Origin of the sequence: Amphiplicatus metriothermophilus (genome assembly GCF_900199215.1) — a bacterium.
In the GTDB taxonomy this organism is placed as follows: domain Bacteria; phylum Pseudomonadota; class Alphaproteobacteria; order Caulobacterales; family Parvularculaceae; genus Amphiplicatus; species Amphiplicatus metriothermophilus.
Map to the genome: position 1 here is coordinate 255,293 of NZ_FZQA01000003.1, position 14,964 is coordinate 270,256.

Consider the following 14,964-nt stretch of genomic DNA (forward strand, 5'->3'; position numbering starts at 1 on the left):
GCGTCAGATATCCAGCTCCTCGCGCACGAAGGCGGCGTTTTCCTGAATGAACTGGAAGCGCGCTTCGGGTCTGCGGCCCATCAGGCGCTCGACGAGATCGGCGGCCGTTTCGGCGCGGTCTTCGGGGATGACGACGCGCGCGAGCGCGCGCGTTTCCGGATTCATCGTCGTCTCCTTGAGCTGGGCCGGCATCATCTCGCCGAGCCCCTTGAAGCGCGAGACCTCGACCTTCTGGTTCGGCTTGAACGCGGTCTTGACGAGCCGGTCGCGCTCCTCCTCGTTCATGGCGTAGACGGACTTTCCGCCCGCCGTCAGGCGATAGAGCGGCGGCTGGGCGAGATACAGCCGGCCGGCGTTGATGAGCTCGGGCATCTCCTGATGAAAGAAGGTGATGAGCAGCGCCGCGATATGCGCCCCGTCCACGTCTGCGTCGGTCATGATGATGACCTTTTCGTAGCGCAGGTCCTGGAGGTCGAATTTCGGCCCCAAGCCGACGCCGAGCGCCTGGACGATGTCCTGAATCTCCTGGTTCTGGGCGATCTTGTCGCGGCCGGCCGAAGCGACGTTGAGAATCTTGCCGCGCAGGGGCAGGATCGCCTGGGTCGCGCGGTTGCGCGCCTGCTTGGCCGAGCCGCCGGCGGAATCGCCTTCGACGAGGAAAATCTCCGTGCCCTTCCTTTCCTTCTGCGTGCAGTCGGCGAGCTTGCCGGGCAGGCGCAGCTTGCGCGTGGCGGCGGCGCGGGAGACCTCCTTCTCGCGCCGGCGGCGCTGGCGTTCATCGGCCCGGTCTATCACCCATTGCAGAAGCTGGTCGGCCTGCTTCGGGTGGCTGGCGAGCCAGTGGTCGAAGGCCGGCCGCACGGCGTTCTCGACGAGGCGCGCGGCCTCGGCCGTAGCGAGCTTGTCCTTGGTCTGGCCCTGGAACTCCGGGTTTCGGATGAACACGGAAAGCAGCGCGCCCGCCGTGCCCATCGCGTCTTCGGGCGTGATCGCGGCGGCCTTCTTGTTGTTCGTCATGTCGGCGTAGGCCTTGAGGCCCTTCGAGAGCGCGGCGCGCAGGCCGTTCTCGTGCGTGCCGCCTTCCGCAGTCGGAATGGTGTTGCAGTAGGAGTTGACGAACCCGTCCGCGTCGCCGAAACCGGCCGCGCCCCATACGACCGCCCACTCGACGGAGCCGTGGCCGCCGTCTTCCTTTCGGTCGACCTTGCCGGCGAACATCTCGTCGACGACGAGCGGACGGCCCGCGGCGAGGCTCGCAAGATAATCGGTGAGCCCCTGCTCGAAACGAAATACCGCCTCGGCGGGCGTGTCGTCCTTGATGAGAGAAGGCGCGCATTTCCAGCGGATCTCGACGCCGCCGAAGAGATAGGCTTTCGAGCGCGCCATGCGGTGAAGCCGGGCCGGCCTGAAGCGCGCCTTGTCGCCGAAAATCTCCGGATCCGGATGGAACATCACCATGGTGCCGCGGCGGTTGGGGGCGTCGCCGCCCTTCTCCAGCCTCGTGCGCGGCTTGCCGCGGCTGTAGGCCTGGCGCCACATGGTCCGGTTGCGGCAAACTTCGACGATGAGGTCGTCGGAGAGCGCGTTCACCACGGACACGCCGACCCCGTGCAGGCCGCCCGACGTCTGATAGGCCTTGCCCTCGAACTTCCCGCCCGCGTGAAGCGTCGTCATGATGACTTCGAGGGCGGATTTGTTCTTGAACTTCGGATGAGGGTCGACGGGAATGCCGCGGCCGTTGTCGGTCACCGACACATAGCCGTTCTCATGCAGCTCCACCTCGATGCGCGTGGCGTGGCCGGCGACCGCTTCGTCCATGGCGTTGTCGAGGACTTCGGCGAAAAGGTGGTGCAGCGCCTTTTCGTCTGTCCCGCCGATATACATGCCGGGGCGTTTGCGCACGGGCTCGAGGCCCTCGAGGACCTCGATGTCCTTCGCGGTGTACTCGCCGCCGAACAGATCAGCCGTCGCTTTCGCTTTCGCCGTACGCGCCATCACCCAGCCGTTTCTTCGCAGATGTCGATCATCGCCGATGGCGGCGAGAAGCTCAGTCGAGCCGCCCGCCGCCGCGGCCTTCGCCGGCGGAAAAGCGCGCCGCGCCCTGAACCGTCTCGCCCGATTCGAGGGTCCGTAGCCCATGCCGGAATTCGTTCGCAAGGGCCTCGCTTTCCCCAAGCCCCCACTGCTCCAGCGCCGAGGCGCGATCGTTTCTGAGGCATGTCTGGGGCAGGGCGGCGAGGTCACGGGCGAGCGCTGTCGCGGCGGAAAGCGCCTCGCCCGGCTCGCAGAGGCGGTTGACGAGGCCCCAGCCGAAAGCCTCCTCCGCGCCGACGCCGCGGCCCGTGAGGATCATGTCCATCGCCCGCGAGGCGCCGATCAGCCGCGGCAGGCGCACCGTGCCGCCGTCGATGAGGGGCACGCCGAAGCGCCGGCAGTAAACGCCGAAGGTCGCGTTGCGCGCCGCGACGCGCAGGTCGCACCAGAGCGCGAGTTCGAGCCCGCCGGCGACCGCGAAGCCTTCGACTGCGGCGATCACGGGCTTCGACAGCTTCATCCGTGTAGGACCCATCGGCCCGTCGCCGTCCGGCGCGGCGCGGTTGCCCCTGCCTTCGGCGACGGCCTTCAGGTCGGCGCCCGCGCAAAAGGTCCCGCCCGCGCCGGTCAGCACGGCGACGGCGAGGGTCTTGTCCGTCTCGAAGGTTCGGAAGGCCGCCGCCAACGCCTCCGCCGTCGCGCGGTCGACGGCGTTGCGCCGGTCCGCGCGATCGATTGCGACGATGAAGACGAGGCCCTCGCGGGCGATGTTTACGCTCATGAATATTTCATGCGCCGGCGCGCCGGAGCCATCAAGGGCGCCCGGCGCCTGACGATCGCGGGAGCAGATTCCGCCAAAAACGGCGGAAAATTCGCCTTGACGCGCTCCAGTCTTGTCCGTAATGCTGCGGTTGCTCATCGAGACCGGCTGAGGGACAGGCCCTGTGACGCCGGGGCAACCACCCAAGGGGAACGCCGCTCCCCGCGGGAAAGGTGCCAACTCCTGCGGTGGCGGAAAGGCTTCGGCCGGCCCGCCAGCCGAGAGATGAGGAGGCGACAAGCCCTGCGGGGCGCGCGCCGCCGAAGTCCGGTGTTCCGCGAAAACTCGATGGGTTGTGGACCTTGAGAGGAAAGGAAGACCGGTCATGTCCCAACCCATAGCGTCAACCGACCGCGCCGTGCGCGCCGCCGCGCGCACGGCCGACAGGTCCGACCCGCGCACCATCGCCGCCGGGGCGGGCGTGCGCGCCGATGCGGCCTTTCGCGCCGTCATGCCGCCGCTCTATCTGTCGGCGACCTATGCTTATGACGAAGTCGGCGTAAAGCCGCCTTGCGACTATTCGCGCACCAACAATCCGACGCGGGCGATCTTCGCCAAGGCGGTCGCCGAGCTCGAAGGCGGCGCGGGCGCCGTCGTGGTGTCGTCGGGCATGGCGGCGGTCGATCTCGTGCTGCATCTTCTGATCGCCGACGATCTGGTGGTGGCGCCGCATGACTGTTACGGCGGCACGCGCCGGCTTTTGAACGCGCGCGCAAGACGCGGCGACATTTACGTCGAATATGTAGACTTCACTGACGAGGCCGCCTTCGACGCTGCGCTGGAGAAGGGGCCGAAGCTGGTGCTGATAGAAACGCCATCGAACCCGCTTCTGCGCATCACGGATCTTGCGGCCGCCATCCGCAAGGCCCATGCGGCGGGCGCGCTGACGGCGGTGGACAACACTTTCCTCTCGCCGGTTCTGCAACGCCCGATCGAGCGCGGCGCCGATTTCGTTATTCATTCAACTACGAAGTATCTAAACGGACATTCGGACGTCGTCGGCGGCGCGGTGGTGGCGAAAGATGCGGCGAAGGTGGAGGAACTCGCTTGGTGGGCGAACTGTATCGGCTCGACGGCGAGTCCGTTCGACTCATGGCTGTCCCTTCGAGGACTGAGGACGCTGCCCCTGCGCCTCGCCGCCCAGGAGGAGAACGCCCGCCGCGCCGCCGAGGCGCTCGACGATCACCCCGCCGTGGCGAAGGTCTATTATCCGGGGCTAGCCTCCCATCCCGGCCATGCGATAGCCGCGCGCCAGCAGGACGGCTTCGGCGCGATCCTGTCCTTTGAGCTGAAAGGCGGGTTCGCGGCCTCAAAGCGCTTTCTCGAGTCGCTTTCGATCTTTTCGATCGCGGCCTCGGTCGGCGGGGTGGAAAGCCTCGCCTGTCACCCGTGGTCGGTCACGCATGCCGGCATTCCGGAGGAGGAGCGCCGCGAAGCCGGCATTACCGAAGGGCTCATACGGCTTTCGCTCGGGGTCGAGGCGGCGCGCGATATTCTCGCCGATCTGGCACTCGGACTCGAAGCGGCCGAAGCGGAAGCCGCCGCGGCGTAAACCGCGTCCGGCGCATCGAGGCGGCTGGCGAGACCTTGCGTCTACGGACGAAGAGCCGTTGCGGCCGGCGCGATTACCGCAGCCAGCCTCTGGCCTTGGCCCGCATTGAAAACCAGAACAGGAAGGCGCCAATAATGACGATCACGGCGGGAAAGATCGCCGCGCTCGCCCCGAGCGTTGCGATGACTTTCATGCCGAACAGAACGTAGCCCATCTGCGCGACGACGGCGACGAGCGAGACGCCGAACAGCGGAGTCGCCCAGCGTTTCTTGAGCGCCAGAAAGACGGCGCCGGCGAAGGCGGAGAAAACCGCGACGGCGTAGAGGCCGACGATCCAGGAAGGGCGCGTTTCATAGATCTCCCGCTGCGTCTCAGGCATTTTGGCGAGCGTCTCCTCGCTCATCGTGACATCCATGAAGTATGAGGCGACGCCGATCAGGGTCCAGACGATCGCCGCAGCAGCGACGACCCAGAACCAGACGGGCGGTTTTATCGACATGTCGGACATGCTTCTCTCCTAGGCTCGGTTTGGCGAAGGATAGCGTCTTTCGGTCCGCTCGTTTATATTTCGAACGGGTTCGCGCGTCATGCGCGCCTTTCAAGCGGCCAGTTTTCGGCGCGCATGACTTGGGGGTCAGCGGAGTCATGAGGCCGAACATCGCGAGCATCAGCCGGCCGGGGAAGGTCGGCTTGCCGCGCTCGCACCAGGACTTGAGATTCTCGGCGATGAAAGAGCCGCCCTGCGCCATGGACTTCTCCATCTTTCCGCTGGCCGGAACATTCTCCGTGATGAGAGAGAATTCGACGCCCTCCGGCGTTTCCTTCAGCGTATAGGTCACCTTGCACGGCCCTTCGTCCATGTTCGTGAAGCGGAAGGACTGCACGAAGCGGTAGGGCGGCTCGAATTCGAGGATCTCGCCGACGACGGACACGAACTTTCCGTCCCGGGTGATCATCCGATAGGGCGTCCCGGCTCTCATGCCGCTTGGCGTTTCGCATTTTGCGTTGAAGAAGAAGGGGCGGGGAGAGGTCGTGTCGACCAGTTCGGACCAGACTTTCTCGATCGGCGCCTTGATGAGCGTTCTGTAGACGGCGCGCTCGGCGTATTTCTTCTCTGTCATTGTCTTTTGTCCTTTTCCGCTTTTTTCTGCTCGCGCGCGCGGGCTTCGGCCCGGCGTTTGATGTCGGCGACCTGTCCGCTCCAGTAGGCGCTGTATTGGTCCGTCCAGCGGTCATAGACGAGCTGGATCGGCATGGGATTGAAATAGAGGCGGCGCGCGCGCCCGTCTTTCTGCGAAACGACGAGGCCGGCCTCCTCGAGTACGGCGAGATGCTTCATCACGGCGATGCGCGAGACGTCGAAAGCGCCCGCCAGCGCGCCGACAGTCAGCCCCGGCCGGTCCTTGAGGATGTCGAGCATGCGCCGGCGGCTCTCATGGGCGAGCGCCTGAAAAACGAGATCCCAGGAGGCGTCTTCCGAAGGCGGGCGCGAATTCATAAGTAACATCATGGTTACTTTTGTGCGCGCAAGTCAAGCAGGCCCGTCCGGAAGAGAAGAGCAGGGAACGGCGCACAAGGAAAAGGCCGGGGTATCGCCCCCGGCCTTCCGGCTCAATCGTATCTCGCGCGGATCAGCTCGAATAATACATCGCGAACTCGACCGGGTGCGGCGCGGTTTCGAAGCGCTTCACCTCGGCGTTCTTGAGCTCGATATAGGCGTCGATCTGGTCGTCGTTAAAGACGTTGCCTTTCTTGAGGAACGCCCGGTCGCGGTCGAGCGCGTCGAGCGCGTCGCGCAAGCTGTGGCAGACTGTCGGAACGTCCTTGAGCTCCGCCGGCGGCAGATCGTAGAGATCCTTGTCCATCGGATCGCCCGGATGGATCTTGTTTTCGATCCCGTCAAGGCCGGCCATCAGAAGCGCGGTGAAGGTGAGATAAGGGTTCCCGGCCGCGTCGGGGAAGCGCGTTTCGATGCGCTTGCCTTTCGGCGAGGCCACCCACGGAATGCGCACCGAGGCCGAGCGGTTGCGCGCCGAATAAGCAAGCAGCACCGGCGCCTCATAGCCCGGCACGAGGCGCTTGTAGCTGTTGGTCGTCGAGTTCGCGAAGGCGTTGATCGCACGGGCGTGGCGGATGATCCCGCCGATGTAGTAAAGGCAGGTCTCGGAAAGATCCGCATAGCGATCGCCGGCGAAGGTCGGCTTGCCGTCCTTCCAGATCGACTGGTGGACGTGCATGCCGGAACCGTTGTCGCCGAAGACGGGCTTGGGCATGAAGGTCGCGGTCTTGCCGTAGCTCGCGGCGACCTGTTGAACGACGTATTTGTAGATCTGCATGGAGTCGGCCATGCGCGTGAGCGTGGCGAACTTCATGCCGAGCTCGTGCTGGGAGGGCGCGACCTCGTGGTGATGCTTCTCCGGCGTCACGCCCATCTCCGCCAGCATGGCGAGCATTTCCGAGCGCATGTCCTGTGCGGAATCGACTGGAGGCACCGGGAAGTAGCCGCCTTTCGGCGCCGGCCGGTGGGCGAGGTTGCCGGTGGGATAACCGGTCGCGGAGTTGTACGGACCTTCGACGGAGTCGATCAGATAGCCGGTGTTGTTCTGCTCGGTGGACCAGCGTACGTCGTCGAAAACGAAAAATTCCGCTTCCGGGCCGAAATAGGCGGTGTCCCCGATTCCCGTCGAAGCCAAATAGGCTTCGGCCGCTTTCGCGGTGCTGCGCGGGTCGCGGCTGTAGGCTTGGCCGGTCGAGGGTTCGAGCACGTCGCATATCAGCGTCAGCGTCGGCTGCGCGAAAAAAGGATCCTCGATAAGCGTCGACGCGTCCGGCATCAAAATCATGTCGGACTCGTTGATGGCCTTCCAGCCAGCGATGGAAGAGCCGTCGAACATCGTGCCTTCCGTCAGGAAGTCTTCGTCGACGAGCGCGCTGTCGAAGGTGACGTGCTGCCATTTCCCGCGCGGGTCGGTGAAGCGCAGGTCCACATATTTGATTTCTTTGTCCTTGATGCGTTTAAGGACGGCGTCGACGGACATGGGCGAGGCTCCTTTTCGTTCTTCCTGCCGGTTCGTTTCGGCCGCTGGATGCAAACGCCCGCGGCCCATGCTGCGAAGCTCGCAGCACGGGCGCAGAGGATGCGCCCTTCCGTTAAGAGAAATCAAGAAATTTTTTGCGCCGCAGCATCGTCTGCGACAATTTCGTTGCGTCCAAGCTACAGATTTAGCGGAAATCGCTCACGAGTAGAAGAAAATTGCTAGATTGCGTCGCGTCCTGTCTCGCCAGTGCGAATGCGGACGGCGTCCTCGATGGCGCTCACGAAGATCTTGCCGTCGCCGATTCGCCCCGAATGGGCCGCCTTCGCGATGGCTTCGACGGCCGCCTCGGCCTGGGCGTCGTCAACCACGAGCTCGATCTTCACCTTGGGCAGGAAATCGACCACGTATTCCGCGCCCCGATAGAGCTCGGTGTGTCCCTTCTGGCGGCCGAACCCGCGCGCGTCGAGCACGGTCATGCCCTGCAGGCCGATCTCGTGAAGCGCCTCCTTTACGTCGTCGAGCTTGAAGGGTTTGATGATGGCTTCGATCTTCTTCATGGCGCGGTCTCTCGGATGAGGGCGCGACAGCATCATCGCGTCGGGCGAAAGGTGTCAACCGTGACGGGACCGGTTCTTCTCACAGCGGCGGAAATGGGCCGCGCCGACGCGCTCGCCGTCAAGTCGGGCGTCGCCTCCGCCTCGCTGATGGAGCGCGCCGGGGAAGGCGTCGCGGCCGCCGTCATGCGCGGCTGGAGCAAGCGTCCCACGGTCGTACTGTGTGGACCCGGCAACAATGGCGGCGACGGCTTCGTGGCGGCGCGAAAGCTGGCGGAGGCTGGCTGGCCCGTTCGCGTCGGTCTGCTCGGCGAGCGGGAAAATCTCAAAGGCGACGCCGGACTCATGGCCGGGCTTTACGGCGGCGAGATCGCGCCGCTGACGCCGGCCCTGCTCGAGGGCGCGGGCCTTATCGTCGACGCGCTCTTCGGGACCGGCCTGTCGCGTCCGCTCGACGGCGCGGCGCGAGCGATGGTCGAGGCCGTCAACGCCCATCCGGCGCAGGTCCTGGCCGTGGATCTTCCTTCCGGCATCGACGCCGACACGGGCGACGTGGCGGGGGGCGATGCCGGCGCCGCGATCCGGGCGGCGCGCACCGTCACCTTCTTTGTGAAAAAACCTGGCCACGTGCTGTTTCCCGGGCGCGCGCTATGCGGGGCGGTCGAGGTCGTCGATATCGGGATTCCCTTTTCGACGCTTGAGGAAATCCGCCCCCGGACTTTCGAGAACCAGCCCGCCATATGGGCGCGCGAATTCCTGCGGCCGGGATTTTCAGCACACAAATATTCGCGCGGTCATGCGGCGGTCGTCTCGGGCGGCCGGCTGAAGACGGGCGCGGCGCGGCTCGCCGCGCGCGCGGCTCTGCGCGCGGGCGCCGGCCTCGTCACGGTGCTGACGCCGCCGGAGGCGGCGGCGGAGAACGCGGCCCATCTGACCGCGGTCATGCTGCGCGAAGCCGCCGACGCGGCGGGCGTGGCGGCCGTTCTGGAAGACCGGCGCTTTACGGCGGCGCTCATCGGGCCGGGCGCCGGGGTCGAGCCTGAAACGGCGCGCAAGACCCTCGCGATATTGCGCGCCGGGGCCGCCGCCGTGCTCGACGCGGATGCGCTGACCTGTTTTGCGGACAGGCCGGAAGCGCTGTTCGAGGCGCTGCGAGAGGGCGACATCCTCACGCCCCATGCCGGCGAGTTCGCGCGCTTGTTTCCCGACATCGACATCGCGGCGCTCGGAAAGCTCGAAGCCGCGCGGCGCGCGGCGGCCCGAGCCGGCGCGACGGTGATCCTGAAAGGCGCCGACACGGTCGTCGCCGCGCCGGACGGGCGGGCCGCGATCAATGTGAACGCCCCGCCCGATCTCGCCACGGCGGGGTCGGGCGACGTGCTGGCCGGCATGGCGCTCGGCCTGCGGGCGCAGGGAACGCCGGGGTTCGAGACGGCGGCCGCGGCCGTATGGCTGCACGGCGCCTGCGGACAGGCGGCGGGGCCGGGCCTCATCGCCGAGGACCTGCCGGAGGCGCTGCCGCAGGTGCTGCGCGCGTTGCTGACGCCTCCGGAAGCGGCGAAAGACGAGGGCGGATCGTGAGCGGGCCTGTGGCGCGGCGCGCGATTCCAGCCGATGCGGCCGGGATCAATGCGGTCTACAATCCCTATATCCGCGACACGGCGGCCACCTTCGAACTCGTCGAACATGACGAAGCGCAGCGGCGGCGCTGGATCGAGGAGCGCTGCGCCGACCCCCGCCATCCCGTCTTCGTGGCCGAGGACGAGAGCGGCCTATGCGGTTTCGCCAACGCCGGGCCTTTCGATCCGCGCGGGGCCTATGCGACCTCGGTGAAGGTCTCGGTCTTCGTCGGCTTCGGGCGCCAGGGGCGCGGCGCGGGGCGCGCTCTTTACGAAGCGCTGTTCGAGGCGCTCGCCGCGACGGACGTCCACCGCGCCTATGCGCTCATCGTCCCGCCCAACCCTGCCTCCGTGGCGCTCCATGAGCGGTTCGGCTTCGTCCATGTCGCCACCTTGAGCGAGGTCGGGCGCAAGTTCGGCCGGTACTGGGACGTCATGTGGTTCGAAAAGCGGTTCTGAGGCGCTGGACGGGCCGGTTTTCTCTGTTATAGAAGCCCGCTCCGAAACCGCCGTCCCGCCGCAAAGGGGAGGGCGCCAGGATCCCTGCGGATGTGGCGGAACTGGTAGACGCGCTGGATTTAGGTTCCAGTGGGGCGACCCGTGGGGGTTCGAGTCCCTCCATCCGCACCAGCCTTGTCGCATGGGCCCGACGGGCGCGCGGTCGGAAAGGCATGAACGTTGAGGCCGAATAGCCAGGACTGGATTGAACATGGAAGTCATTGAGAAGAGCGCCGAAGGGCTAGACCGCCGCTTCACGGTTAAGGTGTCGGCGGCCGAGCTTGACGAACGGCTGGTCAAGCGCCTCGAGTCGCTCAAGGGCCGGGTTCACCTCAAGGGCTTCCGCAAGGGCAAGGCCCCGATCTCCTTCTTGAAGAAGCTCTACGGAAAGGGCGTAATGGGCGAGATCGTCCAGGAAATCGTCAACGAAACCGCCCAAAAAGCCTTCGCCGATCGCGACCTTCAGCCGGCCAGCGAGCCCCATCCGCATTTTCACGGCGACCTCGACGCCGTGATCGAAGGCAAGGCTGATCTCGAATACGAGGTTCACGCCGAAATCCTGCCGACGTTCGAGCCGATGGACGTCTCCACGCTCAAACTCAAGCGTCCGGTCGCCGAGGTCGCCGAAGGCGACGTCGAGGAGGCGCTCAAGGATCTCGCCGAACGTCAGCGCAACTATGCGCCGCGGGGCGAGGGCGAAGCGGCGCAGGAGGGCGATCTTCTCGTCATCGACTACGCCGGGCGCGTCGGCGGCGAGCCGTTCGACGGCGGCCAAGGCGAGGAGCAGGAAATCGTGCTCGGCTCCGGCCGGTTCATCCCGGGCTTCGAGGAGCAGCTCGCGGGCGCCAGGGCAGGCGAGGAAAAGACGGTCAAAGTAACGTTCCCGGAAGATTACGGCTCCGAGACGCTGGCGGGCAAGGAAGCCGAGTTCAACGTCAAGGTCCGCGAGGTGAAGGCGCCGGAAGAGGTCAAGATCGACGACGATTTGGCCAAGAACTTCGGGCTCGACAATCTCGACGAGCTGAAAGCCCGCCTGCGCGAGCGCATCGAAGCGGAGTACAAGGATCTTTCCCGCGCGCATATGAAGCGCGCGCTGCTCGACAAGCTCGACGCCGCGCACGACTTCGATCTGCCGGCCGGCATGGTCAACGCCGAGTTCGAGCAGATCTGGCGCCAGGTCGAAAACGCCGAGCGCGACGAGGAAGACAAGGACAAGAGCGAGGAAGAGCTGAAGGCGGAATATCGCAAGATCGCCGAACGGCGCGTGCGCCTCGGGCTCGTGCTTGCGGAAATCGGCAAGCGCGCCGGCGTGCAGGTGCCGTCCGATCAGCTCCAGCGCGCGGTGCAGGAGCAGGCCCTGCGCGAGGCGCGCTTCATGCAGATGGCGGGCCGGGACGTCACGCCCCAGCAGATTTTGCAATTCTATCAGCAGAATCCGCAGGCGATCGCGCAGATCCGCGCGCCCCTCTTCGAAGAGCGCGTGGTCGACTATATTTTCGAGCGCGCCGCCGTCGAGGACAAAAAGGTCTCGAAGGAAGAGCTCATGAAGGATCCCGAGGGGGACCTCGACTGAGCCTTCAGGACCCAGCCCCGATGCAGGCGACCAGGTTCAATCGAAAGTTCGTCTTCATCGCCGGGCTGCATCGCAGCGGAACCACATTGCTCGCCGATCTTCTGGGCGCGCATCCGGACATCAGCGCTTTCAGGAACACCGGCGCCTATATGGACGAGGGCCAGCATCTCCAGTCCGTCTATCCGGTCGGTCACGTCTGGGGCGGCGACGCGGTGGGCCGCTTCGGTTTCGACCCGTTCGCCCATCTCACCGAGAAATCGCCGCTGGCGAGGCCCGAAAAGGCCGACGCCTTGTTCGCCCAATGGGCGCGTTACTGGGATCTTTCGAAGCCGGTTCTTCTTGAGAAATCTCCGCCCAACATCATCCGCACCCGCTATCTTCAGGCCTGCTTTCCCGAGAGCTATTTCGTCGTCATCACCCGCCATCCCGTGGCGAACGCCGTCGCCACGAAAAAATGGTGCGGGCGCAATCCGCTAATCGGCATCATGGCGAACTGGGCGGTTTGCCACGTCCGCTTCCTGCGGGACCAGGCGCGTCTGAAAAACGCCATGGTGATAAAATACGAGGATCTCGTCGCGGAGCCGGCCCGCATCCTGCGCGCGGTGACGGACTTCATCGGCCTGGCCCCGCTTGCGCCTGCGGATCACGACCTTCGCAGGGATGTGAACGAGAAATATTTCGCTCGCTGGCGGGAGGCGAGCGCGGGCCCCCTCGGGCGCGCCGCGGCCGCGGCCGGTCGGCTTTTTCTGGAAGGATCGTTCCGGCGCTTCGGTTACAGCTTCGACGAGGCGCGCGGCTGATCGCCGCGGAAAGAAGCGACCAGGGCGAAAAGGCGATCCGCTTCCGGCAAGGTCTTGAGCCCGAACGGGAAACCGGAATAACCGTCGCTTAAGCGCCGCCGCGTAGCCTTGACGGCGAATCGGGGGCGGCGCGAGAAGCTGGCCTTCGCGGGCGACGGCGCCCATATCATGGCTGAGCCGACTGTCGGCGTCGGTTTCTGAGGCGAAACGGGCAGGAAAAACTGAATGAAAGACCCCTACGACATCTACATGAACACCCTGGTGCCGATGGTCGTCGAGCAGACGAGCCGCGGCGAACGGGCCTTCGACATCTACTCCCGGCTGCTGAAAGAGCGCATCATCTTCCTGTCCGGTCCGGTGCATGACGCGGTTTCGACGCTTGTCGTCGCCCAGCTCCTGTTCCTGGAAGCGGAAAACCCCAAGAAGGAAATCGCCTTTTATATCAACAGTCCGGGCGGTTCGGTGTCGGCCGGCCTCGCCATGTACGACACCATGCGCTACATCCGCCCGGCAGTCTCGACCATGTGCGTCGGCATGGCCGCCTCCATGGGCTCGCTGCTGCTGGCGGCCGGGGAGAAGGGCCTGCGCTTCTCGCTGCCGAACTCGCGGATCATGGTCCACCAGCCCTCGGGCGGGTTCCAGGGCCAGGCTTCCGACATCGAACGCCACGCCCAGGACATCATCAAGCTCAAACGCAGGCTTAACGAGATCTATGTGGAGCACACTGGCCAACCCTATGAAGTCATTGAAAGGACCCTCGATCGGGACCATTTCATGGCCCCCGAGGAGGCCGTGGAGTTCGGCCTGATCGACCAGGTGCTCACGCGCCGGCCCGTCCCCTCCGAGGACGAGCGCTAGGGCGATGGGCGCAATCCGGCGGAAATGGCGGCTTGATCGCCTCGCCGGGATTATGGTCGAATGCGTCTGCAGGGGCTCCGTCGCGGGGGTGGCGCCCTTCGTGCAGGTTTCCGGCCGGGGCCGGCGCCGCTCCGGCGCGGCGAGACGGCCCAAGCGCCGCGGACACGGGGCGAACGATTGCAAGGCCGCCCAGGCGCGGCGCCGAAAGGGAGTTTAGTCAGCGTGAGCAAAGTCGGCGGCAAAAGCGGCGGTGACGGGAAAAACACCCTTTACTGTTCGTTCTGCGGAAAAAGCCAGCACGAAGTGCGCAAGCTTATCGCGGGCCCGACGGTCTTCATCTGCGATGAGTGCGTCGAGCTGTGCATGGATATCATCCGCGAGGAGTCGAAATCCTCGCTCGTGAAGGCGGGCGACGGCGTTCCGACGCCCCAGCAGATACACAAGGTTCTTGACGACTATGTGATCGGCCAGAGCTACGCCAAGCGCGTGCTCTCGGTGGCGGTGCACAACCATTATAAACGCCTCAATCACGCGTCGAAAAACAACGATGTCGAGCTGGCGAAGTCGAACATCCTGCTGATCGGCCCGACGGGCTCGGGCAAGACGCTGCTCGCCCAGACGCTCGCCCGCATTCTCGACGTGCCGTTCACCATGGCGGACGCGACGACGCTGACCGAAGCCGGCTATGTCGGCGAGGATGTCGAGAACATCATTCTCAAGCTCCTCCAGGCGGCCGATTACAATGTCGAGCGCGCCCAGCGCGGCATCGTCTATATCGACGAGGTCGACAAGATCAGCCGCAAATCCGACAATCCGTCGATCACCCGGGACGTCTCCGGCGAGGGCGTGCAGCAGGCGCTCCTCAAGATCATGGAAGGAACCGTCGCTTCGGTGCCGCCCCAGGGCGGTCGCAAGCATCCGCAGCAGGAATTCCTGCAGGTCGATACGACGAACATCCTGTTCATCGTCGGCGGCGCGTTCGCCGGCCTTGAGAAGGTCATCTCGGCCCGGCGCGCCGGGACCTCGATCGGCTTCGGCGCCAACGTCAACGCGCCGGACGACCGCCGCGTCGGCGAGGTCCTCCGGGAGGTGGAGCCGGAGGATTTGTTGAAATTCGGGCTCATTCCAGAATTCGTGGGGCGCTTGCCGGTGATCGCCACGCTGGAGGATCTCGACGAGGACGCGCTGGTCCAGATCCTGACCACCCCCAAGAACGCGCTGATCAAGCAGTATCAGCGGCTGTTCGAGATGGAGGACGTGAAGCTCACCTTCGCCGACGACGCGCGTGTGGCCATCGCGCGCAAGGCCATCGCCCGAAAGACGGGCGCGCGCGGCCTTCGCTCGATCATGGAGGGCATCCTGCTCGATTCGATGTTCGAGCTGCCCACGCTTGAGGGCGTCGTCGAGGTGGTGGTCAATCGCGAGGTCGTCGAGGGCAACGCCAAGCCGCTCTACATCTATGAAGAGCGCCGGGGCAAAGAGGCGATGGAAGCCGACGCCAGCGCCTGACCGCGCAGCTTACGCCGAGCGGCCGGCTCGCCCGGCGCGCCGGCTTGAATCCTGAAATCCGGGCGCCACATTACTATCGGTCGCCGCCTCTCGAGGCGGCGGTTTGGTC

Annotated in this window: 14 protein-coding genes, 1 tRNA gene and 1 riboswitch; of the genes, 8 read left to right on the top strand and 7 right to left on the bottom strand. The window is 65.5% G+C overall.

The window, feature by feature from the left end:
- Nucleotides 1-3: 3 nt before the first annotated feature.
- Both parE and CHB64_RS08975 read right to left on the bottom strand, forming a co-directional pair.
- Nucleotides 4-1,995 (bottom strand): DNA topoisomerase IV subunit B, encoded by a 1,992-nt coding sequence (gene parE / locus CHB64_RS08970; RefSeq protein ID WP_089412431.1) that lies wholly within the window; start codon nucleotides 1,993-1,995, stop codon nucleotides 4-6.
- Nucleotides 1,996-2,047: 52 nt separating this feature from the next.
- Entirely contained in the window at nucleotides 2,048-2,815 is a 768-nt protein-coding gene (locus tag CHB64_RS08975) for a crotonase/enoyl-CoA hydratase family protein (RefSeq protein ID WP_089412430.1), read from the bottom strand.
- A gap of 131 nt (nucleotides 2,816-2,946) precedes the next feature.
- A riboswitch (SAM riboswitch) is annotated at nucleotides 2,947-3,086 on the top strand.
- A 93-nt stretch (nucleotides 3,087-3,179) separates the two neighbouring features.
- Between CHB64_RS08975 and metB the strand changes: the two genes are divergently transcribed.
- Entirely contained in the window at nucleotides 3,180-4,406 is a 1,227-nt protein-coding gene (gene metB, locus CHB64_RS08980; protein WP_089412273.1) for a cystathionine gamma-synthase, read from the top strand.
- Between the two features lie 73 nt (nucleotides 4,407-4,479).
- On the opposite strand, the gene CHB64_RS15260 is transcribed toward metB, so the two are convergent.
- From CHB64_RS15260 to CHB64_RS09005, 5 genes are all read right to left on the bottom strand, one after another.
- Nucleotides 4,480-4,809: a hypothetical protein gene (locus CHB64_RS15260; RefSeq protein ID WP_159462462.1), complete on the bottom strand. Its 330-nt coding sequence runs from the start codon at nucleotides 4,807-4,809 to the stop codon at nucleotides 4,480-4,482.
- Nucleotides 4,778-5,527: an SRPBCC domain-containing protein gene (locus CHB64_RS08990; RefSeq protein ID WP_089412275.1), complete on the bottom strand. Its 750-nt coding sequence runs from the start codon at nucleotides 5,525-5,527 to the stop codon at nucleotides 4,778-4,780. Before CHB64_RS08990 ends, CHB64_RS15260 begins: the two co-directional genes overlap by 32 nt.
- Nucleotides 5,524-5,916, bottom strand: coding sequence for an ArsR/SmtB family transcription factor (locus CHB64_RS08995; protein ID WP_200815299.1), 393 nt, complete (start codon nucleotides 5,914-5,916; stop codon nucleotides 5,524-5,526). Before CHB64_RS08995 ends, CHB64_RS08990 begins: the two co-directional genes overlap by 4 nt.
- Before the next feature lie 121 nt (nucleotides 5,917-6,037).
- Nucleotides 6,038-7,444 (bottom strand): type I glutamate--ammonia ligase, encoded by a 1,407-nt coding sequence (gene glnA, locus CHB64_RS09000; RefSeq protein ID WP_089412277.1) that lies wholly within the window; start codon nucleotides 7,442-7,444, stop codon nucleotides 6,038-6,040.
- A gap of 218 nt (nucleotides 7,445-7,662) precedes the next feature.
- The gene (locus CHB64_RS09005) at nucleotides 7,663-8,001 is read right to left on the bottom strand and encodes a P-II family nitrogen regulator (RefSeq protein ID WP_089412278.1); all 339 of its coding nucleotides are present in this window, start codon (nucleotides 7,999-8,001) and stop codon (nucleotides 7,663-7,665) included.
- A 15-nt stretch (nucleotides 8,002-8,016) separates the two neighbouring features.
- Between CHB64_RS09005 and CHB64_RS09010 the strand changes: the two genes are divergently transcribed.
- The 7 genes from CHB64_RS09010 to clpX all read left to right on the top strand — a co-directional run bounded on the left by CHB64_RS09010 (nucleotide 8,017) and on the right by clpX (nucleotide 14,855).
- Nucleotides 8,017-9,579 carry an NAD(P)H-hydrate dehydratase gene (locus tag CHB64_RS09010; protein ID WP_089412279.1) on the top strand — a complete coding sequence of 521 codons (1,563 nt, stop codon included), beginning with the start codon at nucleotides 8,017-8,019 and terminating at the stop codon, nucleotides 9,577-9,579.
- Nucleotides 9,576-10,076: a GNAT family N-acetyltransferase gene (locus CHB64_RS09015; RefSeq protein WP_183234054.1), complete on the top strand. Its 501-nt coding sequence runs from the start codon at nucleotides 9,576-9,578 to the stop codon at nucleotides 10,074-10,076. Before CHB64_RS09010 ends, CHB64_RS09015 begins: the two co-directional genes overlap by 4 nt.
- An 86-nt stretch (nucleotides 10,077-10,162) precedes the next feature.
- Nucleotides 10,163-10,247, top strand: a tRNA-Leu gene (locus tag CHB64_RS09020).
- Between the two features lie 79 nt (nucleotides 10,248-10,326).
- Nucleotides 10,327-11,688, top strand: coding sequence for a trigger factor (gene tig, locus CHB64_RS09025; protein WP_089412432.1), 1,362 nt, complete (start codon nucleotides 10,327-10,329; stop codon nucleotides 11,686-11,688).
- 20 nt (nucleotides 11,689-11,708) lie between these two features.
- The gene (locus CHB64_RS09030) at nucleotides 11,709-12,488 is read left to right on the top strand and encodes a sulfotransferase family protein (RefSeq protein ID WP_089412281.1); all 780 of its coding nucleotides are present in this window, start codon (nucleotides 11,709-11,711) and stop codon (nucleotides 12,486-12,488) included.
- A 225-nt stretch (nucleotides 12,489-12,713) separates the two neighbouring features.
- Nucleotides 12,714-13,346 (top strand): ATP-dependent Clp endopeptidase proteolytic subunit ClpP, encoded by a 633-nt coding sequence (gene clpP / locus CHB64_RS09040; protein ID WP_089412283.1) that lies wholly within the window; start codon nucleotides 12,714-12,716, stop codon nucleotides 13,344-13,346.
- A gap of 222 nt (nucleotides 13,347-13,568) precedes the next feature.
- Nucleotides 13,569-14,855 carry an ATP-dependent Clp protease ATP-binding subunit ClpX gene (gene clpX / locus CHB64_RS09045; protein WP_089412284.1) on the top strand — a complete coding sequence of 429 codons (1,287 nt, stop codon included), beginning with the start codon at nucleotides 13,569-13,571 and terminating at the stop codon, nucleotides 14,853-14,855.
- Nucleotides 14,856-14,964 lie beyond the last annotated feature (109 nt).